Raw genomic sequence first — 20,501 nt, forward strand, 5'->3', positions numbered from 1 at the left:
CCCCAGTTTCCCAGGGTTATCCCCACGCCCAGGGCAGGTTACTCACGTGTTACTCACCCGTCCGCCGCTCTGCACACCAATCCGAAAACCGGTGCCATCGCTCGACTTGCATGTGTGAAGCGCGCCGTCAGCGTTCGTCCTGAGCCAGGATCAAACTCTCCAACAATGCATGGAAAAAATCAAACCCCAGCACAACCCACACCACACCCGGCAACCCCTCACAGGGCCACCCAACCGTGATGCGCATTGATACTCAAAGCAAAAAAGACAAGAAACAAACACACACACGCGTGCACAAACACTGTTGAATTCTCAAAGAACACACCCACCACCCACGCGGCGGATCCGAACAATCAAGAGGACCGAAACTTTCCGGCTCTTCCCGATTGCTTCTGTTTTTACTCTAGCACCCGGCTGTTCACCCCGTAGACCGGGGGTCCGAATCCAAGCAGAACCCGGATCAGCCAAGCACCGGAGTCGCCCTCGACAGCTTTCCGTCGGGAGCACCAAGTTACTTTACTCGGCCCGGCTAGCGGTGTCAACCCGCCCGTTCCGGCCCGTTCGAAACCCTGCGGGCTCCTGTTCACTTGTTCTTACAGCCTAGCCCACCACCACAGCTCACTCGAACAGGGGGTCACCCTTGTAGCGTGAACCGCGGTTCCCGAGGACACGACTCGCCCATGAGCCGCGGACACGACCGCAACGTGCTCGACGTCGAGTTCATTCCCTTGACCCGGATTTACTCGATCGCCCGAGGCCACTCGATCGCCCCGGGCATCATTCGGTGTTCGGCTCGGGTCGCAGCCACAACTTGACGGTGCTCGTCTCCGAAGCACCGATCGCCCGCATCAACTGCTCCGGCGCCACCGGCTCGCTCCTGCCCACCGGCACGATGTCGTATCCCCAGGACGTGAACTCGTCCAACACACCGCTCGGTTCGTCGCCCAGTGCCCGTATTCCCGAGGGAGTGAACGAGCACACCACGGAAGGGCGGTGCTGCCGCAACAGTCCGTCCAGCCCGCGCAGGATCCGATGCACCCTGGATCCGACATCCACGTGCACCACGGAGAGGTTGCGCTCACCGATCCCGTGCTCGCTGCTGAGCTCCCCATCGAGACGCGCCCCCCGCAACCGGACGACTGAAGCACGCGCGTCCGGAACGGCCTGCCCACCCGCCCCCTCGGAAGCGGTCACTTCCACTCCTCCGGTCCCCGCGGGCAACCCGAGCAGTTCACCGTCGTCGTCCCAGGCCGCGCCGTCCAATACGGTGAGCCGTTCCCTGAGCCGTTCGGTGACGTTGACCTCCGCGTTGTGCTCCAGCAGTTCACGGGCTACCGCATCCGGCTCCACCGCGATCACACGCCCGGTGTGGTTGAGCCTGCCGAGCACGCGGACCGCCTGGTAACCGACGTAGGCACCCACGTCGAGGAAGACCCCACCCGGCTCCAGCAGGGAGTCGATCAGGGCGGAGACCTCGGCGTCCCAGCGGTGGTGCGAGGACAGCCACGGCAGCATCACGGTGTCATCGGCGGGCAACCGCAGCAGTCCCGCCTCGCACACCACGGGAGTGCCGGGCAGGTGTGCCGTGTCGCTGTTGCGTTCGTGCTCCCGCAGCACGATGCGACGCAACGCGTCGGTACCGCGCAGCGCGTTGTCGATGTCCAGGGCGCTGCGGCGCAACCCGTTCTCCAGCTGTTCCTGCTGGCTCTTCTCCGACTCCTCGATCCGCTGTTCCAGCCGGTCGACCCGGTCCAGTGTCCGCTCCACCGCCCCGGTGAGGCTGTCGATGCGCTCGGCGAGCTCGGAGAGCTGTCGCTGACCGAGCGAATCGCCGGTTTCCTCCAGCCCGCGCAGCCTGCGGTCGTGCTCGGCCAGTTCGGTTCGGGCCTGCACCGTGCTGTCGTCGGCTCCCGCCACTCGGGAACCGAGCTGCTCCTGTCGCTGGGCGAGTTGCGTGAGCTCGGCGCGTACCGCGTTGATGTCGAGGTCGTCGGCGCGTTCCTGCTGCCTGCGAAGCAGTTCGGAGGAGGTTTTCTCCACCCCGTCCAGCAATGAGCGAATGATGTCGCGAATGTGCTCGTCGTAGTGGCCCAACGCCTTGAGCACGGCCTTGCGCAACGCGGGTGTGACGGCGTTGCGCCCACCCATCCCCACTTCCGGGGGGCGGTGCAGCGCGTGACGGGCGATCAGCAGCGGACGCAACGGGTCCTCGTCGGGGGCGTGCTGGTCGCGTGCCCACTTGGCCCGCCAGTTGCGGTAGGCCGCCTCCACGCGCTCCCGCAGCTGTTCGCCCGCCCTGCCCGGGGCGAGCTGTCGGGACAACCGTTCCCCCGCCCCGACGGCGAACCGCTGGAGTTCACTGGGATCGTCGGCGGCCGAGGTCAGCGCGGCAGCGGCGGACTCCACGTCGGGTTCGCCACTGCCGTGGCATCCCACCAGCACCGCGCCGGACGAGCCGAACAGCTCACCGACCGCCCCCTGTTCCACCGTGATCACCGGAATCCCGCACCCCGCGGCGTGCAGCATTCGCAACGCGTAGCGGTCGCCGCCGACACCGCCGTCCGCCCGGTGCAGGGAGACGGCGCAGTCGGCGACCGACAGGACCGTCTCCTCGGCGTCGTCTCGCTCCAGCAGCAGGATCCGGTGGTCGGTGGTGGTGGCCAACCGCAGGCGTTCCGCCGCCTCGGGATGCTCCGCGGCGCCGCTGACCGCCACGACCAGCCGCACGTCGGTGCGGCTGCCGAACGCGGCGCCGAAAGCGGTCACCAGGCCGAGCACGTTCGCGCGGTGCTCCTCGGCGTGGTCGGCGAAGGCTGCGAAGACGAATTCCTCGTCGATCCCGAGGCGCTCCCGCGCGGCCTGCCGAATGGCGGGCTCCGGTGGCTCCCGCTCCGGGAACGGCAGCGCGAGCACGCGGGCTTGCACTCCCACGTGGCGCGCCGCGTGCCTGCCTGCCTGCGAGAGCGCCCACAGTTCGGTGGGTTCGCCGGAAGCGGGAGTAGTGTCGGCCGGGTCGGCCCCACCGTCCGGCCGGATGTCGATGAGGTGGTGCCCGGCGGGTACGGGCACCGAGGGATCGCAGCGCAGCACGACGGGATAGCGCGCGTCGTCCGAGTTCGGGATGCCGGAGGTGCGCACGGCGAGCCGGACCAGTTCGGCGAGCCGTCCGGTACCGACGACCGCGACCCCCAGTTGGTCGGTCATCTCGGAGTCGTCGGTTCCCCTGCTCCGGGCCAACCGGGCGGGCACGCGCCCACTGGCCACCCCGACCCCGGCGCACCACTCGCGGAACGCGGCCGCGTCGTCGGTCAACGGGAGCGGATAGTCGCGCCGCAGCACCTGGTCGTCCTGCCACAGGGCGAAGTCCCACCGGGAGCACCCCGCAGCGCGCTGTTGCTCGTCGGCGGGGCTGCCCGCCCACTCCAGGAACTCGGCGAACGGGTCACGTTCCGGCCCGGCGGGTTCGAAGGGACTGGGCACGACGGGATCGCCCGAGGACTCGGCGGACAGCCACTGGGCCCGGTACGCGGCGCGCAGCGAAGTCGGCAGCACCGTACCATCGGGCAGTTCGTCGAACGGCGAGGCGCGTTCGCTCGTCATTCCCCGCGAGACGAGCGCGTTTCGGTAACCGGCACACAACTGCGCCAGCGGCGGTGATTCGGAGAGCAGCACCCGGGGGCGATCGGAGTACTCCGCGGAGAACAACCAGGGGCGCTGCGGTTCGAACCCCTCGAAGTGGACGGTACGCAGCGGATAACCATCCACTGTGTATGCACCGTCGGAGGTTTCGAGCTCGCGCTGCCCGGCGTTGTACACCGACAGCCCCACACCCGGGTCGCGCAGCACCCGGTGTTCGACCATGGCGGGCAGCCCCTCGAAGAACTCGGCCGCGGCGTCCGGTTCGGCACGCACCCGCTGTGCCCACTCGTCGAGCACCCGTTCCGCGCCGTGAGTTACCGCGAGCAGGTTCGGATCGAACGAGCCCGCCCGAGCCAGATCCCTCGACCCGGGACGCAGCCCGTCGGCGGGCAACGGGCGAATCACCCGGGGAGCGAGGCCCAACGGCGCTTCGTCGTCGAGTGCGGCGAGCGGTTCCCCGAACGAGCCGAACACCCGGACCACCGGCGACAAATACAGCACGAGTGGTTCGGAGCGCAGTAGACGGGCGAGCAGGCCGGGGAGCACGACCGAGTTGAGCGGTTCGCCGCCGCAGGCCGTGGCCAGCCGGGAGAACTCGACATCGTCGATACCGATGTCGGCGGGGGTGCTGACCTCCTCCCGCAGGTCGGCTTCGAGGTCGGTGCCGAAGTCCAGCAGCAGGATCGTGAACCGCCCGCCGGGGTGGCACCGCAGGAACGAGTCACGCAGCACCCGCGCCCCGGCGAGCTGACCGTGCCGGGCGACCGTGCAGCCGTGCGGGGCGGGGAACTCGTTCCCGTCACCGGCGGGCCGAGTCGATTCGTCCTCCGGCAGTTCGGCGGGCCAGGCAGGCTCATCGACGAACTCGTCCGCCGAATCGAGCCCTTCCCGATCGGCGGACGGCCACTGGTTCGATTCGGAGTGGTCCAGGGGATCGTTCACGAGTCCTGAACCTACCGTCGAGGCTTCGAGGTCGGCACTCCCCGACCGGATCACAGCATCGGCATCAGGGTGCGAAGCTCGTAAGGCGTGACGTGGCTGCGATAGGCGTTCCACTCGGCCCGCTTGTTGCGCAGGAAGAAGTCGAACACGTGCTCGCCGAGCGTCTCCGCCATGAGCTCCGAGTTCTCCATCTCGGACAGCGCCTCGTTGAGGTTCTGCGGCAGGCTGGGGTATCCGGCGGCCTTGCGTTCGCTCTCGGTCAGCGACCAGACGTCGTCCTCGGCCGCGGGGGGAAGTTCGTAGCCCTGTTCCACACCGCGCAGCCCCGCGGCGAGGATGGCCGCGTAAGCCAGGTAGGGGTTGCAAGCGGAGTCGAGGTTGCGCATCTCCACGCGCCGGGAGGAGGACTTGCCCGGCGAGTACATCGGCACCCGCACCAGTGCGGAGCGGTTCGCGTGGCCCCAGCAGACCGCCGTGGGCGCCTCACCGCCGACCACGAGGCGTTTGTAGGAATTCACCCATTGGTTGGTAACCGCGCTGATCTCCCTGGCGTGCCGCAGCAGCCCGGCCACGAAGGCCCGGCCGGTGTCGGAGAGCTCGTAGGGGTTCTCCGGGTGGTAGAAGGCGTTCTGGTCGCCCTCGAACAGGCTGATGTGGGTGTGCATCCCGGAACCGGGTTGCTCACTGAACGGTTTGGGCATGAACGAGGCCCGCACGTTCTGGGTGAGCGCGACCTCCTTGACCGTGTACCGGAAGGTCATCACGTTGTCGGCCATGGTCAGGGCGTCGGCGTAGCGCAGGTCGATCTCCTGCTGACCGGGGGCGCCCTCGTGATGGCTGAACTCGACGGAGATCCCCATCGCCTCCAGCGCCTCGATGGCGTTGCGCCGGAAGTGCGGGGCGGCGTCGTGGCTGGCCTGGTCGAAGTACCCGCCGGAATCAGCGGCCACGGGTTCGCTGCCGTCCACGGGCAGATCCTTGAGCAGGAAGAACTCGATCTCCGGGTGCACGTAGCAGGTGAACCCGGCCTCGGTCGCCTTCGAGAGGGTGCGCCGGAGCACGTGCCTGGGATCGGCCCAGCAGGGCGATCCGTCCGGCATCGTGATGTCGCAGTACATCCGCGCCGAGTAGTGTTCGCCGTCGGCGGTTTCCCAGGGCAGCACTTGGAAGGTCGCCGGATCGGGTTTGGCGACCATGTCCGACTCGTAGATGCGGGAGAACCCCTCGATCGCGGATCCGTCGAAACCGATCCCCTCGGCGAAGGCACCTTCGAGCTCGGCGGGCGAGATGGCCACCGATTTGAGAATGCCGAGAACGTCGGTGAACCACAGCCGCACGAAGCGGATGTCGCGTTCTTCCAGAGTGCGGAGCACGAACTCCTGCTGACGATCCATGCCCGCACCCTAAGCGTCCGGGAGGGTTCGTGCCCCACCCGCTCGGTCACGAGTGGGTGGGGCACGTCCGCCGACAGCGTGGCCGAGCCCCGCTCGGAGCGGGGGTCGGCGCGGGACTGTCGGTGCGGAGCTTCCGGCAAGGCGGGCACGGTCCCGACCGGAAAACCTCGATCAGGCCGAGCAGCGCTTGCCCTGCTCGGGGACCCGCAGGTCGACCAGGTAGCGCGTCCCTGCCTTGTTCACGCAGTCGTTGTCGCCGAGGAAAACCGTGTGCCCCTCACCCTCGTAGGTCAGCAGCCGCCCGCCGAGCGCGTCGGCGAGCTCTCGCCCGTTCTCGTAGGGCGTGGCCGGGTCTCCGGTGGTCGAGATCACCATCGTGTCGGGCAGTTTCCCCGGGCGCGGTTCCGGCTTGTCACCTGTCTCCGGGACGGGCCAGAAGGCACAGCGGCCGCGGGCCGAGCTGACCGGCTGACCGTCGTCGGTGAAGGGGGCGGCCTGGCGGTACTTCCGGTTGAGTTCGCGCTGTTGCTGCCTGCCGCCGATGCGGTTGGCGTCCACGCAGACCACCGCCTGGTGCGCGGCCATCATGTTGGAGTAGGAACCGTCCTCGGCTCTGCCGTGGTAGAGGTCGGCCAGTCGCAGCAGCACCGAGCCGTCGCCGTTGGCCAGCCGGGACAGTCCCGCGTTGAGTGGCTTCCAGTACTGCTTCGTGTAGAGCGCCTGCACGAGGCCGGTCTCGACATCCTCGTAGGACAGTTTCCTCCCGTCGAATCTCGTGGCGGCCGGACTGTCGATCAGGGGGCGGGTGATCTCGTGGAACCGCCGCACCGCACTGTTCGGATCGCCGCCCAGCGCGCAGCGCTGCTGCCTGGCGCACCACTGCGCGAAGGAGTCGAAGGCCTGCTGGAATCCGGCGGCCTGTTCCAGGTTGGTCTCGGTCTGGTCCCACTCGCCCGGCGCCACGGCGCCGTCCAGCACCATGGCCCGGACGTGGTCCGGGAACCGGGAGGCGTACTCGTTGCCGAGCAGCGTGCCGTAGGAGTAACCGAGATAGGTCAGTTTCTCGTCACCGAGCGCGGCCCGCAGCACGTCCATGTCCCTGGCGACGCTGGCGGTTCCCACGTTGGCCAGCAACTTCTCACCGCTGCGTTCGGCGCACTTCTCGGCGTAGCGGCGGTTCTCCTCCTCGATCCGTTCGACGGCTCCGTCGGAGGTGATCACCTCGGAGTTCAGTCGAGCGGTGTCCTTCTCCGCGGCGTTGAGGCACTCGACGCGAGGGGTGCTCGCCCCGACGCCGCGCGGGTCGAAGCCGACCAGGTCGAACTTCTCGCCGAGCTCGGTCCCCTTCACGCTGGAGATCCGCGCGGCGGCCGAGGCCATCCCGGAGGCGCCCGGCCCTCCCGGATTGGACACCAGCGAACCGATGCGCGCCTGCTCGTCGGAGGCGGACCGGCGCAGCACCCCGATCTTCGCGGTCTCGCCGTCGGGCTGGTCGTAGTCCAGCGGCACGGTCAGCCGGGCGCATTCCAGCCCCTCGGCACCGAAGAGCTTCTCCGTGCGGGGCGTGGTGGTGTAGGACTCGCAGCCCTCCCAGTCGAGTGACTGCTGGTAGTAGTGCCGCAGCTCGGCGGTGGAGCTCTGCTCACCGGATGGTTCGTTGTGCTGCTGTTGTGAATCCTGCGTGTTCGAGCACGCCGTCGTGACCCCCAGAAGAGCGACAGCGGCGACCACGATTCGTGGGCGAAGCATGCGCGGAATCGTGACACGCGACACCGAAACCGCACGATGGGTCGCCCCGGCGAACGTGCGCGGCGTCACTGAGCGAGGATGGGGGACATGCCGCAGTTGCGCGTAGCTCTGGCCCAGGTAAACCCCTGCGTGGGCGATATCGCGGGTAACAGTTCGCTGGTCCTGGAACGCAGCGAGGAAGCCGTGGCGCAGGGGGCGCACGTCGTGGCGTTCCCGGAGATGGTGCTGTCCGGCTATCCGGTGGAGGACCTGGCGCTGCGCAAGTCGTTCGCGGCGGCCAACCGCGCCGAGTTGGAGTCGCTGGCGGTGCGGCTGCGGGACGCGGGCTGCGGCGAGGCGCTGGTGATCGTGGGGCATCTGGACCGCGATGACGAGGGGGTGCGCAACGCGGCTTCGCTGCTGCACGGCGGCGAGGTGGTCAGCACCTACTTCAAGCACCACCTGCCGAACTACGGGGTCTTCGACGAGGCGCGCTACTTCGCCCCCGGCTACGACCTGCCGATCGTACGGTTCCACGGTCTCGACATCGGCGTGGTCATCTGCGAGGACATCTGGCAGAACGGCGGACCGATCGCGGCACTCGGCAAGGTCGGGGTGGACGCGGTGGTCTGCGTCAACGGCTCGCCGTACCAGCGGGCCAAGGACCACGAGCGCACCCAGCTTGTGGTGCGCCGCGCCGCCGAGGCCGGGGCGCCGATGGCCTACGTGAACATGGTGGGCGCGCAGGACGAGCTGGTCTTCGACGGCGACTCGATGATCGCCACGAACCACGGGGAACTGCTGAGTCGCGCCCCTCGGTTCGCGGAGCACCTGCTGGTGCGCGACCTGGAGCTCAGCGCGGGCGGTCACACCTCCACCGATGTGTCCCCCGAACCGGTCGAGCAGGGAACACCGCTGCACTTCCGCCCGCGCGCGCTGCCCGCCTTCCACGTCGACCGGATCACGCTGAGTCCGGATCCGCTGCCCGCCTACGAGCCCGAGGAGAACGAGGGAATCACCGAGCCGCTGGCCGAGGAGGCCGAGGTGTGGTGGGCGCTGGTCACCGGACTGCGGGACTACCTGCGCAAGAACGGGTTCAAATCGGTGGCCTTCGGCTTCTCCGGTGGTATCGACTCGTCGGTGTGCGCGGCGCTGAGCGCGGACGCACTGGGAGCTGACGGGCTGTACGGCGTGTCGCTGCCCTCGCACTACTCCTCGGAGCACTCCCGTTCCGACGCGGCCGAGCTGGCCGAGCGGATCGGCTGCCACTTCGAGGTGCACCCGATCGAGGACATGGTCCGGGTGTTCGTCGACCAGCTGGGACTGTCCGGACTGGCCGAGGAGAACGTGCAGGCACGCTGCCGGGGCATCACGCTGATGGCGCTGTCCAACCAGCACGGGCACCTGGTGCTGGCCCCGGGCAACAAGACCGAGCTGGCGGTGGGCTACTCCACGATCTACGGCGACGCGGTCGGCGGGTTCGCGCCGATCAAGGACGTGCCCAAGACGCTGGTGTGGCGGCTGGCGCGTTGGCGCAACGCGGAGGCCGAGAAACGCGGTGAGACGCCGCCGATCCCGGAGAGCTCGATAACCAAGGAACCCTCGGCCGAGCTGCGACCCGGCCAGGTGGACACGGACTCGCTGCCACCGTACGAACTGCTCGACGAGGTACTCGACCGCTACGTCGAGGGCGACAAGAGCTACGACGACCTGCTGCGGGAGGGTTTCGACGCCGAGCTGGTGGAGCGGGTGCTGCGACTGGTGGACCGGGCGGAGTACAAGCGCAGGCAGTACCCACCGGGCACCAAGATCACGCTGAAGGCGTTCGGGCGGGACCGGCGATTGCCCGTGACGAACCGGTGGCGCGAGGCGCGGCCCGAATGACTCGGAGCCGTTCCGCTTGACGGGCCTCATCCTTGGCGGAACCTCTCGCACGGCTCTCGCCACCGTCCCGGCGATTTCGCGAGAAATTGACACAGCCGGGGCCGCACCGCCGTACTGGCGCGGCGATTTCTCGCGAAATCGACGCCGACCGTAATCCCGTCGGGGGGTTTCCCGGCATCATCCCACCGGGGCGGGCGATGCGGATGCCGTTCGCCGGTCGGCGCGGGATTCGGACCGTCGTTCGGTGGCGAGCAGCGATTCGAAGGCGTCGGCCTGCGCGGTCAGCAGCCGAACTCCGGCGAAGTTGACCGGGCTGTCCTCGGTGTACGAGGTGAGTACTTCCTCGCCGCTCCAGACCAGGTAGAGCACCCGCAGGTAGTGGCCGGTGCCGTTGGTGGCACGCCAGGCCCCGAACTCGGCGGTGTAGAGGCCGAACTCGAAGTCGCCGTGCGCGAGCTCGGCGACCGCCCAGTCCCGTAGTTCCGCTCGCAGTGACTCGGGATCGCGGTTCGTGGTATCCACTTCGAGACTGGTGATCAGCGGGTCGTGAGCGCCGAGGGGTAGCGACGCGGGTCCGTGTTCGAGGGTGTAGCCGAAACGCACGGAAATCCTCTCCTCACCGGCTGGATAGACTGCCCGTGTCGGACGGACAGTGTGTGGTTGATTACGTTTCAAATCTAGCTGACATTTGACGACACCACATGGCCCTGAATGGGTGATCTTCGGAGATGGGCAAACCTCGGGCAACGATCGAACGCAGGCAGCTTGGGGCTGAACTGCGCAGGCTCCGCGAAGCCGCGGGCAAACAGCAGCGGGACGCCGCCGCGGCGATCGAGTGCGACGTCAGCCAGATAAGCCGCGTGGAGCGTGGTGAGCGGGCCTTCAAGGTGCTGGAGATAGAAGCGCTGCTCGACTTCTACGACGCACCGGAGGAGTCACGAACGCAGATCGGCAAACTGGCGCAGCTCGCTCGCCAACGTCAACCGCGCAGGATGTACTCCGACACGCTTCCCGGTGCGTTTCGCAGGCTGAGCGATCACGAACAGGACGCCACCGAGATCTACTATTCGGACAGCGAATTGATCCCCGGCCTGCTGCAGACCGAGAGCTACGCCCGGGCCCTGATCCGGACGGCACGCTCGGCGAGTACCGGTGGTGAACCGGGAGATGTAGAAGCACGAGTCCAGTTCAGGCTGGACCGCCAGGAACTTCTGAAGCGATCAGACGCGCCCTACATGTGGTTCGTGATCGGCGAGGCCGCTCTACGGCGGCCCATCGGCCACAACGAGGTACTCCGTGAGCAACTCGGTCACCTGCTCGACCTGATCGAGCGACACGAGCACCTCGTGATTCAGGTGGCACCGTTGGACATAGTGGACCATCCACTGCTTGGTGGGCCCTTGCAGATACTGCGCTTTGGTGGAATCGCACCGGATATAGTCCAGCAGCCGACCTTCATAGGTGCCGGGGTGTATCTCGTGGACGAAGAGGACATCGCTGAGTGCGCACGGGCATTCGACCGCCTCAAAGCGGTAGCACTGGGACCTGAAGAATCACGAACGTACATCACAAAACGCCTGGAGGAGCTGGACAATGAACTCTGAGCAGCACGAATCAGGCTGGTTCGTCAGCAGCTACAGCGGTGGCAACAACAACAACTGTGTCGAGATCCGCTTCACCGGCCATAGTGCCGAGGTGCGCGACACCAAGAACCGCGCGGCGGGAACACTCGCCTTCGAGCGCGGGCAGTGGAACTCCTTCGTGCGAACTCTGCCCGACAACATGGCGTGATCCCGAGCGGCCAGGTCATGCTTCGAAACGATCCCCATCAGGACCGTTCGAGGAGTTCGAGCATGTCCACGAAACCGACCGCTTCCGACTGGTTCGTCAGCAGCTACAGCGGTGGCAACAACAACAGCTGCGTCGAGGTCCGCTTCACCGGCCAGACCACCGAAGTACGCGACACCAAGAACCGCGCGGCGGGCACACTCGCCTTCGGATCGCACCGGTGGAACGCCTTCCTTCGGGCACTGCGCGGCTGATCACGGACAGGAGAACTCCGGCCGGGTCCGACCCGGCCGGTCACTCCCGGGAAAATCCGAAAACGCCTGCTCGAACGTTCTTCGGTACGCTACGGTGCCGAATCGTGGCATCCCAGCGACAACAACCGGACGGCCCGAACCCGCCCGCACCGGGGATCACTCCCGCCGTGTTCGACCTCGGCAAGCGGCTGCGCAGGAACGCACTGGTAGGCGCGCTGGTTCTGGGACCGTTCGGGGTGCTCGTGCTGCTCGGGAGCATCACGAACAACGTGGACGGTCCAGCGGCGGCGCGCGTGTTCTCCGGAATCTTCGGCGCCGCGCTGGTCTGTGTGGTCGTGCTCATAGCGTTGCTGTGGCCCGTGATTTCCCGACCGCAGCAACTGGTGCTCGAACACACCGGCATCCGTTGGCACGACCCGCGCGGCCGACCCTTCACCATCCGCTGGCAGGAACTGGCCGGGGTCGAGGTGCACCGGAAATGGACACCCTCGAGGTTCGGCCGCTCCTCGGCACGGGTGCGTGTGGACCTCTACCCCGCCGGGCACGACTTCCCGCGACGCCACCCGGAACTGGAACACCTCCTTCGGGGCGGGGAGACCCAACCGCACTACCGGCTCTCGCTCGGACCGAACAAGACGGCCGCCACGATCGTCGACGAGGGGCTGCAACGCTTCCAACCACGGCTGCGGCAGGAGATCCGGGAGGAGAACCAGCACCCCTCGGCCAGGTGACTTCGGAACGGAGTGCCGTTTCCCTTCGGCCCGCGTCGATTTCTCGCGAAATCGCCGCGCACTCGGGGGTACCGCGAAGCGGTCGAACTCGGCTCACACCCCCAGTTTGGCCCGCAGTGCGGACAGCTCCCGCTCGGTGAGTTCGACGTCGAGCTCGCGCAGTCGCTTCCCCAGTTCGTGACCGGGAACAGGGGTCCGCTCCACCTCACCGGAAGCGTGTTCCACCACCAGCTCGTCGCCCAGCAGCTTGCGCGTCGCCTCGCGCTCCGGCCGCATCACCACGGGCTTGCCCACGAACGGCGAGTTCGGGTGGGTCGACGTGTGGTGATGGGCCACCTCGTAGTCCACGGCCCGGCTGGGAATCGGCTGGAAGGCGTGCAGCGACTCCCATCCCTCGGACGTCCACTTCTGCAGGTACCAGAACGCACCGTCGTGGCTCAGCCGGTGCGGGATGCCGTACTGGTCGACCTCGGCACCGTCGCGCAGCGGCATGGGGTGTGGAACTCCGGCGCCGAAACCGACATCGGCCAGATAGGCCCCCTCGTCGAACCAGACGAGCAGCATCATGTGGCTGTAGGGGCCGGGACGCTGCGGCTGCACCCGGGCCATGTTCCGGGAGACGGTGAACCCCAGGCGTTCGAGCACGGCGGCGAACAGCAGGGCGTGCTCGTAGCAGTAACCGCCACGGTTGCGGCCCACCAGCTTGTGCTGGATCTCCCGCAGCCCGAGCCCGGGATGGCTGCCCAACAGCACGTCGATGTTCTCGAACGGGATCGTGCGCACGTGCGCCTCGTGCAGGGCGTGCAACGCCGCCACCGAGGGGGTAGCGGGCTCGGACTGTCCGATCCTGGTCAGGTAGTCGTCCACCGAGACAGTGGCGACGCTCCACTCGTCGATATCGAGATGTTGCGCTTCGATCGTCGTCATGTCATCGAAACTCACACTTCGAGCGTGCTGGAAGTCAACGAGTTTCGCCGCCCGGGAAAACCGCTCCGCGCCGGAATAGCGGCGGACCGGTGTGACGTGCGCCAGAAGTTGTCGAACCGGAACGGCAACCGTGCCACTGTTGGGGGACAAGCATCCGTTACGAGCCCGTGGACCCGCAGTGCGGGCCGCGAGGAAGAGGATGAACATGTCCGAACAGAACACCCCGAGCGCCGCCGGGGCGCACACCGCCACCGGCGACGCCGCCGGTACCGAGACCTCGGCCCCTTACGGTGCTACCGCGCCGCGCCGCAGGACCCGCATCCACCACCTGCGCGAGTACAAACGTCGTGGCGAGGCTTGGGCGATGCTGACCTCCTACGACACCTACACCGCGCGGATCTTCGACCAGGCGGGCATCCCGGTGCTGCTGGTCGGTGACTCGGCGGCCAACACCGTGTACGGCTACGAGTCCTCGCTGCCCATCACGGTCGACGAGCTGCTGCCGTTGGTTCGGGCCGTGGCCGGGGCCGCCGAGCACTCGCTGGTGGTGGCCGATCTGCCGTTCGGTTCCTACCAGGCGTCGCCGGAGCAGGCGCTGCACACCGCCGTGATGTTCATGAAGGCCGGGGCGCACGCGGTCAAGCTGGAAGGCGGGCGCCGTTACGCCTCGCACGTGGAGGCGCTGGTCTCCGCCGGGATACCGGTGATGGGCCACCTCGGGTTCACTCCGCAGAGCGAGCACGGTCTCGGCGGTTACCGCGTGCAGGGGCGCGGCGACCAGGTGGAGAACCTGCTCGCCGACGCACGGGCGTTACAGGACGTCGGGGCCTTCGCGGTGGTACTGGAGATGGTCTCCTCGGACGCCGCGAAGCGGGTCACCGGCGAGCTGGAGATTCCCACGGTGGGAATCGGGGCGGGCCCGGAGTGCGACGCCCAGGTGCTGGTGTGGACCGACATGGCCGGGCTCAACACCGGCCAGACCCCGCGCTTCGTCAAGCGCTACGCCGAGATCGGGAACGAGCTGGCACGGGCCGCGAGCGAGTTCGCCTCCGACGTGCGCAACGGGGAGTTCCCCACCTCCGAGCACAGCTTCGACTGATTCGAGAACCACCCTCCCGGGCGAGAGGTGGTTGACCGGCCGGGACGCGAGTCGGCGCCCTGCCGCACCGGGCCGACTCCGTCGGCGGCGACCATCGAGCGATCCCGGAGGTCGGTTCAGTCGGCGGGCGGGGTGCCCGTGCCGAACGGGCTCCCGCCCAGTGCCGCCCTGCCGTGCGGGGTGTGCCACTCCGCCGACACGGGCCCGGCGGGAACGATCCCGTTGGGATCGATCGCCGGGTGGGTGCGGTAGTAGTGGTTCTTGATGTGTTCGAAGTTCACCGTCTCGCCGAAACCGGGCGTCTGGAACAGGTCGCGGGCGTAGGCCCACAGCACCGGCAGCTCGGTGAGCTTGTGCCGATTGCACTTGAAGTGCCCGTGGTAGACGGCGTCGAACCGCACCAGCGTCGTGAACAGCCTGATGTCGGCTTCGGTGATCGTCCCACCGACGAGGTAGCGCTGCCGTTCGAGCCGTTCGGAGAGCTGGTCGAGCCGCCGGAACAGCGCGTCGAAGGCCCGCTCGTAGGCACGCTGTGACGTGGCGAAACCGCAGCGGTATACGCCGTTGTTGACGTCGCGGTAGACGAGCTGGTCGATCTCGTCGATCTCCGTGCGCAGCTCCACCGGGTAGAGATCCGGGGCTCCGGGGCGGTGCAGCGCTTGCCACTCGGTCTCGAGGTCGAGGGTGAGCCGGTGGTAGTCGTTGCTGACGATCGTGCCGGACTCGACGTCGATCAGGGCTGGGACCGTGTAGCGCCCGCTGAACTCCGGATCGCTCGCCAGGTACGCCTCGGACAGCAGCCGGATCCCGGTGACCGGATCACGTCCCTCCGGGTCGAGCGTGAATCGCCAGCCGCGCTCGTCCCGGAGCGGATCGACGACGCCGAGCGTGATCGCGTGCTCCAGCCCCAGCAGCCGTCGCACGATCAACGAGCGGTGCGCCCAGGGGCAGGCCAGACTCACCACCAGGTGGTACCGCCCCGGCAGGGCGGTCCAACCCGACGACCCGTCCGCGGTCACCCGCTCGGTGAACCGGTTGCGCTGCCGCACCCACTCACCGGTGGTGGCCGTTTCTGCCGGGAATTCGGCGGCGCTCATGCTGTCTCCCGCTCTCGGCCCCTCGCTCTCGGCCGGTCGAACCGAGCACACCGCCCGGGGCCTCGCTCGGCCCCGGGCGAGCGTGTTGGGCCGGGGCCGAGCGCGAACCACCGGACGCGTCCTCGCACGAGGCATTGTCGACCGGGTCCCGAGACGTCGCCAGTCGAGCGAGAAGCGGCGACGCGGGGACGGACGCGGCGGGCCCGGTCACACGTCGGTGATGCGCAGTCCCGCGTGTGCCTTGTAGCGCCGATTGATCGCGATGACGTTGGCGGTCAACGCCTCCACCTGGTGCGCGTTGCGCAGCCTGCCGCCGTATATGCCGCGCACGCCGGGGATGACGTCGGCCAGCGACCTGACGAGATCGGTGGCTTCCCGGTCGTCCCCGAGGACCAGCACGTCCAGGTCCACGTGCGAGACGTCGGTGTCGGCCAGTGTCACGGCCGAGACGTGGTGGAACGCGGCGGTGACCCTGGAGTCCGGCAGCAGCGCCTCCGCCTGCTGGGCCGCGCTGCCCTCCTCGACCGGCAGTGCGTAGGGCCCCTTCTTGTCGAAACCGAGCGGGTTGACGCAGTCGATCACGATCTTGTCCGCCAGTTCCGAACGCAGCTCGCGCAGCGTGTCGGCGTGCGCCTCCCACGGCAGCGCCGCCAGCACCACGTCGGCCTCGGCGGCGCAGTCGGAGTTGCTCCTTCCCAGTACCGAACCGCCGCTGGTGGTGGCGATCTCCTCGGCCGCCTCGGCGGCCCGGTCGGCCGACCTGGAACCGATCAACACCTTCAACCCCGCCTGGGCCCACCGGATGGCCAGCCCCTTGCCCTGCGCACCGGTACCGCCCAGCACTCCGACGGTCAGTTCCCGAACGTCAACCACCATTACTCCTATCGACTCCGATCACGTGCCAGCACACTTTATTACCCGGCGGTAACCAGAAGCGTCCCACCGGCACGGCGTGTTCGCGAACGCGGACGGAAGTTCGTCCGGCAACGGGCGGCCCGACTCGGAACGGGGCGATGCGAAAGTGCCCCCCGGAATCAGCCGGATGGGGTGTCGGCGAGTTCGAAAAGGACCTCGCGATGAGCCGAGTCGACGTCGACGAGCCGTACGGAAACCCGCTGACCGCGAACCAGTTCGGCACCGCGGCAACGCGCTATCACCGGCGGCTCCGGCACGAACACCTCGCCCGTGCCCGCCTCGCCGTCGGTGCGCAGCACGGTCGCCGTGAAGACCTCACCGAGCCGATCCGCGAGTTCCCACGCCTGCACCTGCGCGATGCACGCCCGTTCCACGCGCGAGGCCAGCCGGTCGGAATTTCCCATCGCCGAGGGCAGCTCCACGATGCCCTCCCGAACCCATTCCGGCACGGGCCGTCCGGCGACCACGGCGAGACAGATCTCGGTGCACAATCTGTCCACCAGCCGTCGCAGCGGAGCCGTGACGTGCGCGTAAGCGGCACCGATCCCCGCGTGACCGACCACGGCCGGTTTCCCGTCCCGAAAGGCGGTGTATCCCGCGCCGCGCAGCAGCCGGGTCCCAGCCACGTGCAGGGCCAACGACTCCGGACGCGACGGTTCCAGAGCCGACAGGAACTCCGCGGCTGACTGCTCCGGAGGCCAGTACACCCCGAGACGTTCCGCCGAACGCCGCAGCCCCAGCACGGCCTCCTCATCGGGGTCGGGCACCGTGCGCAGCACTCCCACCCCGGCCGCGAGCATGATCTCGGCAGCGCACATGCCGGTGAGCAGGGAGATCTCGGCGTTGAACGCCTCGAGCCACATCCGGGGACGCAGACCCAGTCGCCAGCCGGAACTGTCCGAGAACTCCACCCGCTGTTCCGGGAGTCCGAGCTCGATCGCCCCACGGTGCGTCGTCTGCTCCCTGCGCAGCAGGCCGACTTCCGGTAACAGCTCCACCGCCGGGTGCGGCTCGCCCGCCTCGAAGGACCGCAGCAGCCCCCGATAGTCCAGCGCCGCCACGGAACGGACCACGGCGCGGCGAACGTCGACTCTTATCGGGGCACCGTGGCTGTCGAGATCGACGGTCCAGAGCACGGCCGGTCTGACCTGCTCGGGCAGCAGGCTGGCCGCTCCCTCGGAAAGCAACGGCGGGTGCAGCGGAATATTGCCGTCCGGCAGGTAGAGGGTCTGGCCACGGCGGAACGTCTCCCGGTCCAACGCGCCGCCAGGGGCAACGAAGGCGGCCGTGTCGGCGATCGCGTAGTGCACCCGGAAACCGCGGCGCCCCCGCCGCCGCAGCAGCACTGCCTGGTCGAGATCCTTGGAGCCCTCGGGATCGACGGTCACCAGCGGCAAACCCGTCGCGTCGGTGCGTTCGGCGGAGGACAGCGGCTCGGCCACGGCCTGCTCCGCCTCCGCCAGGGCGGCGGTGGGGAACTCGCCGGGCAGACCGAACTCGCGGCGGATACCGGCGAAAGCCGTCCCGACAGGGACAACGGCCTCCTCGGGGGCCACTTCCCCGACGTCCGGGGTCTCCGATTCGGCAGCAGCGGCGGAATCGATCCGTTGGGAGGTCCGTGCCGCTGCCATCGGTGCTCAGCGCCCCTCGGCCCCTGGCTGCTGTTCCCAACGCAGATCGGCCTCGTCGGCCGCTTCGGTACGCTGCCTGGCCAGTTCCAGCGCGTGCTCGGCCGAAGCGCGATCAGGGTATGGACCGAGACGGTTGAGCGAACGGCACACTTCACCCGGCGCTTCGACTCGTCGGTGCTTCAAGCAGAAGAACCAGCTGTTCGGGTCCATGACACGAGCCTGGCACGCCGGAACAGGAATGTCACGTTCACGACGCCGAGCGCGGCCGACGACACCCGCCCGGCGGATCAGGTGCTTCCCCCGGAATCTCCGTGTCGGCGCGGGATGGGATCCAGGCAGGGCACGAGGACGCGCTGCTGTTCCGGATTCTCGATCGGCACGCCGTCCCGGGAGCGGTAATCCAGTTCGCCGGTGTCGTCGACCTCCATGGTGTATCCGATCTCGGCCAGTTGCTCCTCGTCCAGATCGACCAGTCGCTCGTACCTGGTGGGTACGACGCGGTAGACCGGCCATTTCAGATGTCCGAACGCCTGGTGGAACTCGGCCAGCAACTCCCGCATGTGCCGCTGCCAGGGCAGCGGCATGGACTCGGCCAGCGAACGCGGCAGCACGGCATAGGCATGATCGACGCCGTGGTGCTGTTCGGAGAGGTAGTCCCCCAGGGGAGTGCTGGAAGCGGGCGGACCGTTGGGCCGTGGAATCGGGTCGGGGGTGAACATGCTGTTCCTCCTGGAGCGTGCGGCGAACCGTTTCGGTCACCGTTCGACCGACCTGGACATTCTCGGCGCGATCGCGTCCGAGCGCCCGTCTCGCCTGCCGGTGCTGTCGTTCGGGGATCGCTCACGACAGTTCACCGCGACCTGGAAAGCGTGGGCCGCACCGCCGTCGGCAACAGCTCGCCGCCGTCCCAGAGCTTGGCGATCTGGACTTCCTCACCGGGCTGCGGGGCGTGCAGCACCTTGCTGTCACCGAGATAGAGCGCCACGTGGTGCACGTCGGTCGACTGTCGCCCGGTTCCCCAGAACACCAGGTCCCCGGCCCTCGCCTGGGACAGCTCCACCTTGGCTCCGCCGCTGTCGTACTGGTCCTGCGAGACCCGTGGGATCTGCACCCCGGCGGCGGCGTACGCCTGCTGCGTCAGACCGGAGCAGTCGAACGTGTCCGGCCCCTCGGCCGCCCATTCGTAGGGGGCGCCGAGCTGCCGCTTGGCGTAGTCGATCGCCTCGCGGACCAGGGAACCGGTGTTCGGCATCTCGTCGCAGCCGCTCAGCGCGGCGACGTCACCCTGGTTGCTGACCAGGTGTGCCGCCATGGCCTCGGCCTCGTGGTAGCGGTCGGGAAACGCCGAACGCTCCACCGCCTGTGCCGCGGCACCGGGCCGCATCCGCTTCCAGCCCTCGACGTCGAGCAGTACGTCGTAGAACTTGTTGATCGCGTACCCGAGGTCGGTCACCTGCCGCGGGGTCCCCCAGTTCATCGAGGGCCGCATCTGGAACACACCCAGCGAATCGGCGTGCCCGTAGTCGAGATTGCGCAGGTTCGACTCCGTCTTGCCCGCCTGGATCGCGATCTGCCAGGCGCGCGGCGGCAACTCGCGCTGCTTGCCGATCTCGATGATCCGAGCGGCTATCCTGCGCTGTTCGCGTTCGAGCCGGGCGGCCATGCGCTGCCCGCGCTGGGCGGAGTTCCCCGAGGTCGCCAACGCGGTGCTGCAACCCGACCAGGTGGAGTTGCCGCCGCCTCCTCCCATACCGGCCAGCAGGCCGGTGACGGCACCGACACCGATCAGCCCCCCGAAACCGGTGAGCAGCACCAGGACAACAGCGATCTTGCGCATATCAGTCCACCCTGTCGTAACCGGCAACGCGCCAGCCCTGCTCCGCCCGGACCACGTGCAACCGCAGCGTGGGCCCGTCGGTGGGCGCCAGTACCCGCATGGAGTTCTTCGTCGACTGTTGGGTTCGCAACTCGCCCGTCAGTTCGGTGGCGGGCACGTTGGCGGGTTCGACGGTCTCCAGCACACCGATGAACTCGGGGGTGGTGTGGGGCCGCAGCCGGTCGAGCCACTGCTGCCGCTGCTCACCGGTGGAGTGACGCACCCAGTTCGTCACCCAGGAACGCGCCACGTCGATGCCCGCCGGATCGGGCGCGGCGGACTCCGCCGTGACGGTGGGCACGGAGATCGTCGGCGGAGCTCCACCGAGCTCCTCCCGGTCGGTGCTCTCGTCGGAGCCATCGGAGGCACTCTCCCGCGTGCCGTTGTCGACGGTGTAGTCGACGGAATCGCCGTCGGTGCGGGGCGCGGCTCCACCCCGCGAGGAGAGCTCGGGGAGCAGCAGCCCGACGGCGCTGACCAACGCGACCAGCAACACCAACGCCATGATCAGGTGTTTGGGGGAACGCAGCGGCCAGCCCCATAACCTGCGGTATACGGCGGCACGGCCGCGGTGTGTTCTGATCGGCATCAGGATC

The 20,501-nt window shown here is 68.2% G+C and carries 18 protein-coding genes and 1 rRNA gene; 6 read left to right on the forward strand and 13 right to left on the reverse strand.

Annotation, left to right across the window (positions count from 1 at the left end):
• The 4 genes from BM394_RS06100 to BM394_RS06115 all read right to left on the reverse strand — a co-directional run.
• A 16S ribosomal RNA gene (locus tag BM394_RS06100) occupies nt 1–166 on the reverse strand; the annotation flags it as partial.
• A 611-nt stretch (nt 167–777) separates the two neighbouring features.
• Nucleotides 778–4,581, reverse strand: coding sequence for a hypothetical protein (locus BM394_RS06105; RefSeq protein WP_092976184.1), 3,804 nt, complete (start codon nt 4,579–4,581; stop codon nt 778–780).
• A 50-nt stretch (nt 4,582–4,631) separates the two neighbouring features.
• Entirely contained in the window at nt 4,632–5,975 is a 1,344-nt protein-coding gene (locus BM394_RS06110) for a glutamine synthetase family protein (protein WP_092929120.1), read from the reverse strand.
• Between the two features lie 171 nt (nt 5,976–6,146).
• Entirely contained in the window at nt 6,147–7,724 is a 1,578-nt protein-coding gene (locus BM394_RS06115) for an alpha/beta hydrolase (RefSeq protein ID WP_092975224.1), read from the reverse strand.
• 87 nt (nt 7,725–7,811) lie between these two features.
• Between BM394_RS06115 and BM394_RS06120 the strand changes: the two genes are divergently transcribed.
• Complete coding sequence (locus BM394_RS06120; RefSeq protein ID WP_092975227.1) at nt 7,812–9,587, forward strand: NAD+ synthase; 1,776 nt, start codon at nt 7,812–7,814, stop codon at nt 9,585–9,587.
• 177 nt (nt 9,588–9,764) lie between these two features.
• Here the strand turns inward: BM394_RS06120 and BM394_RS06125 are convergent, their stop codons facing one another.
• Nucleotides 9,765–10,190 (reverse strand): hypothetical protein, encoded by a 426-nt coding sequence (locus tag BM394_RS06125; protein ID WP_092975230.1) that lies wholly within the window; start codon nt 10,188–10,190, stop codon nt 9,765–9,767.
• Between the two features lie 125 nt (nt 10,191–10,315).
• Between BM394_RS06125 and BM394_RS06130 the strand changes: the two genes are divergently transcribed.
• From BM394_RS06130 to BM394_RS06145, 4 genes are all read left to right on the forward strand, one after another.
• Nucleotides 10,316–11,191 (forward strand): helix-turn-helix domain-containing protein, encoded by an 876-nt coding sequence (locus BM394_RS06130; RefSeq protein WP_092975233.1) that lies wholly within the window; start codon nt 10,316–10,318, stop codon nt 11,189–11,191.
• The gene (locus tag BM394_RS06135) at nt 11,181–11,378 is read left to right on the forward strand and encodes a DUF397 domain-containing protein (RefSeq protein ID WP_092975236.1); all 198 of its coding nucleotides are present in this window, start codon (nt 11,181–11,183) and stop codon (nt 11,376–11,378) included. Before BM394_RS06130 ends, BM394_RS06135 begins: the two co-directional genes overlap by 11 nt.
• A 62-nt stretch (nt 11,379–11,440) precedes the next feature.
• Nucleotides 11,441–11,629 carry a DUF397 domain-containing protein gene (locus BM394_RS06140; protein ID WP_092976187.1) on the forward strand — a complete coding sequence of 63 codons (189 nt, stop codon included), beginning with the start codon at nt 11,441–11,443 and terminating at the stop codon, nt 11,627–11,629.
• 104 nt (nt 11,630–11,733) lie between these two features.
• Complete coding sequence (locus BM394_RS06145; RefSeq protein WP_139235156.1) at nt 11,734–12,360, forward strand: MFS transporter; 627 nt, start codon at nt 11,734–11,736, stop codon at nt 12,358–12,360.
• A gap of 93 nt (nt 12,361–12,453) precedes the next feature.
• On the opposite strand, the gene BM394_RS06150 is transcribed toward BM394_RS06145, so the two are convergent.
• A complete protein-coding gene (locus BM394_RS06150; protein WP_092976190.1) occupies nt 12,454–13,287 on the reverse strand; it encodes an arylamine N-acetyltransferase family protein in 834 nt (277 codons plus the stop codon).
• 205 nt (nt 13,288–13,492) lie between these two features.
• Between BM394_RS06150 and panB the strand changes: the two genes are divergently transcribed.
• On the forward strand, nt 13,493–14,386 hold the full coding sequence (gene panB, locus BM394_RS06155; RefSeq protein WP_207227186.1) for a 3-methyl-2-oxobutanoate hydroxymethyltransferase: 894 nt from the start codon (nt 13,493–13,495) through the stop codon (nt 14,384–14,386).
• A 116-nt stretch (nt 14,387–14,502) separates the two neighbouring features.
• On the opposite strand, the gene BM394_RS06160 is transcribed toward panB, so the two are convergent.
• The 7 genes from BM394_RS06160 to BM394_RS06190 form a co-directional block, all read right to left on the reverse strand.
• The gene (locus BM394_RS06160) at nt 14,503–15,483 is read right to left on the reverse strand and encodes a glutathione S-transferase family protein (RefSeq protein ID WP_092975244.1); all 981 of its coding nucleotides are present in this window, start codon (nt 15,481–15,483) and stop codon (nt 14,503–14,505) included.
• 207 nt (nt 15,484–15,690) lie between these two features.
• On the reverse strand, nt 15,691–16,356 hold the full coding sequence (npdG, locus tag BM394_RS06165) for an NADPH-dependent F420 reductase (protein WP_092976193.1): 666 nt from the start codon (nt 16,354–16,356) through the stop codon (nt 15,691–15,693).
• Between the two features lie 161 nt (nt 16,357–16,517).
• A complete protein-coding gene (locus tag BM394_RS06170) occupies nt 16,518–18,029 on the reverse strand; it encodes an RNB domain-containing ribonuclease (protein ID WP_092975247.1) in 1,512 nt (503 codons plus the stop codon).
• A gap of 6 nt (nt 18,030–18,035) precedes the next feature.
• A complete protein-coding gene (locus tag BM394_RS06175) occupies nt 18,036–18,239 on the reverse strand; it encodes a hypothetical protein (protein WP_092929140.1) in 204 nt (67 codons plus the stop codon).
• Between the two features lie 77 nt (nt 18,240–18,316).
• Entirely contained in the window at nt 18,317–18,748 is a 432-nt protein-coding gene (locus BM394_RS06180; RefSeq protein WP_092975250.1) for a hypothetical protein, read from the reverse strand.
• 131 nt (nt 18,749–18,879) lie between these two features.
• Entirely contained in the window at nt 18,880–19,866 is a 987-nt protein-coding gene (locus BM394_RS06185) for a C40 family peptidase (protein WP_092975254.1), read from the reverse strand.
• A gap of 1 nt (nt 19,867) precedes the next feature.
• Complete coding sequence (locus BM394_RS06190) at nt 19,868–20,494, reverse strand: hypothetical protein (protein WP_092975257.1); 627 nt, start codon at nt 20,492–20,494, stop codon at nt 19,868–19,870.
• Nucleotides 20,495–20,501: the final 7 nt, after the last annotated feature.

The organism is Actinopolyspora lacussalsi subsp. righensis, from assembly GCF_900116555.1.
GTDB classification, from domain to species: Bacteria; Actinomycetota; Actinomycetes; order Mycobacteriales; family Pseudonocardiaceae; genus Actinopolyspora; species Actinopolyspora lacussalsi.

Coding starts and splice junctions, on each gene's coding strand:
- BM394_RS06110 (WP_092929120.1), bottom strand. CDS start 5,975: ATGGATCGTCAGCAGGAGTTCGTGCTCCGCACTCTGGAAGAACGCGAC.
- BM394_RS06115 (WP_092975224.1), bottom strand. CDS start 7,724: ATGCTTCGCCCACGAATCGTGGTCGCCGCTGTCGCTCTTCTGGGGGTC.
- BM394_RS06120 (WP_092975227.1), top strand. CDS start 7,812: ATGCCGCAGTTGCGCGTAGCTCTGGCCCAGGTAAACCCCTGCGTGGGC.
- BM394_RS06130 (WP_092975233.1), top strand. CDS start 10,316: ATGGGCAAACCTCGGGCAACGATCGAACGCAGGCAGCTTGGGGCTGAA.
- BM394_RS06135 (WP_092975236.1), top strand. CDS start 11,181: ATGAACTCTGAGCAGCACGAATCAGGCTGGTTCGTCAGCAGCTACAGC.
- BM394_RS06140 (WP_092976187.1), top strand. CDS start 11,441: ATGTCCACGAAACCGACCGCTTCCGACTGGTTCGTCAGCAGCTACAGC.
- BM394_RS06150 (WP_092976190.1), bottom strand. CDS start 13,287: ATGACGACGATCGAAGCGCAACATCTCGATATCGACGAGTGGAGCGTC.
- panB (WP_207227186.1), top strand. CDS start 13,493: ATGTCCGAACAGAACACCCCGAGCGCCGCCGGGGCGCACACCGCCACC.
- BM394_RS06160 (WP_092975244.1), bottom strand. CDS start 15,483: ATGAGCGCCGCCGAATTCCCGGCAGAAACGGCCACCACCGGTGAGTGG.
- BM394_RS06170 (WP_092975247.1), bottom strand. CDS start 18,029: ATGGCAGCGGCACGGACCTCCCAACGGATCGATTCCGCCGCTGCTGCC.
- BM394_RS06175 (WP_092929140.1), bottom strand. CDS start 18,239: ATGGACCCGAACAGCTGGTTCTTCTGCTTGAAGCACCGACGAGTCGAA.
- BM394_RS06180 (WP_092975250.1), bottom strand. CDS start 18,748: ATGTTCACCCCCGACCCGATTCCACGGCCCAACGGTCCGCCCGCTTCC.
- BM394_RS06185 (WP_092975254.1), bottom strand. CDS start 19,866: ATGCGCAAGATCGCTGTTGTCCTGGTGCTGCTCACCGGTTTCGGGGGG.
- BM394_RS06190 (WP_092975257.1), bottom strand. CDS start 20,494: ATGCCGATCAGAACACACCGCGGCCGTGCCGCCGTATACCGCAGGTTA.